This is a genomic window from Streptomyces bambusae (assembly GCF_019400985.1).
GTDB classification, from domain to species: Bacteria; Actinomycetota; Actinomycetes; order Streptomycetales; family Streptomycetaceae; genus Streptomyces; species Streptomyces bambusae_A.
Window position 1 is genome coordinate 1 of the sequence record NZ_WTFF01000671.1, and the last position, 1062, is coordinate 1062.

General features: G+C 79.7%; 1 protein-coding gene. It reads left to right on the forward strand.

The window, feature by feature from the left end; all coding sequences use genetic code 11:
* The coding region (locus tag GPJ59_RS36465; RefSeq protein WP_219672386.1) for an NAD(P)/FAD-dependent oxidoreductase at positions 1 to 1062 on the forward strand (1062 nt) is incomplete at both ends.

Sequence of the window (1062 nt, forward strand, 5' to 3'; positions counted from 1 at the left end):
GCCCGGCCCGAGGCGCTGCACCACGGCTGGCGGGCCTTCGCCACCCGCGAGGCCGCGCTGCGCGCGCAGGTCGCGGCGGGCCGTGTGACCCACCTGGCCGGGCACCACGTCTGGACCGTGGTCCCGGCGGGCACCGCCTGGCGGCTGCACGCCGTCGCCGACGGTGAGCGCGCCCGCGCCGTGGACGCCCGGGCCGTGCTGATCGCCACCGGAGCGTACGAGCGGCAACTGCCCTTCCCCGGCTGGACCCTGCCCGGTGTCGTCGGCGCCGGAGGCGCCCAGGCCATGCTCAAGGGCGGGCTGGTGCTGCCCGGCCGACGCGTCGTCGTCGCCGGCAGCGGGCCGCTGCTGCTCGCCGTCGCAGGTTCCCTCGCGGCCGCCGGCGCCACCGTCCCGGCCGTCGTGGAGGCCTCCTCCTACCTCGGCTACGCCGGCCACGTCCCGGCCCTGCTGCGCAACCCCGGCAAGCTCGCCGAAGGCGCCACGTACGGCGGCGCGCTGCTGCGCCACCGCGTCCGGCTGCTCGCCCGCCGCGCCGTGGTCGAGGCGCACGGGACCGACCGGGTGGAGGCCGTCACCGTGGCCCGGCTCGACCGGGAGTGGCGCCCGGTCCCCGGCACCGGCCGCCGTATCCCGTGCGACGCGGTGGCCGTCGGGCACGGGCTCGTCCCGCAGCTCGAACTCGCCACGGGCCTCGGCTGCGCCACCCGGACCGCCGCCGACGGAACCGTCGCCCTGGTCCTCGACGCGCAGCAGCGCACCTCCGTGCCAGGCATCTGGTCCGCGGGCGAGACCGGCGGCATCGGCGGCGCCCAACTGGCCCTCGTCGAGGGCGAACTGGCCGCCCACTCCATCGCAGAGGCACTGCGTTCCCCGTCGCCCGAGGGGGCCCGGGGCGCAGCCCCGGTGCCTGGGGGTACCCCCAGCGGTAGCCGGGGGAGAAGGGGCGGGGCGGGGAAGGAGCCCCCGCAGGAGCCCCCGCAGGATCCCCCGCGCGCCGCCGGCCGCGCCCGGCTCGCCCGGACCCGCGCCCGGCTGCGCGCCTTCGCCGACGCCATGGGC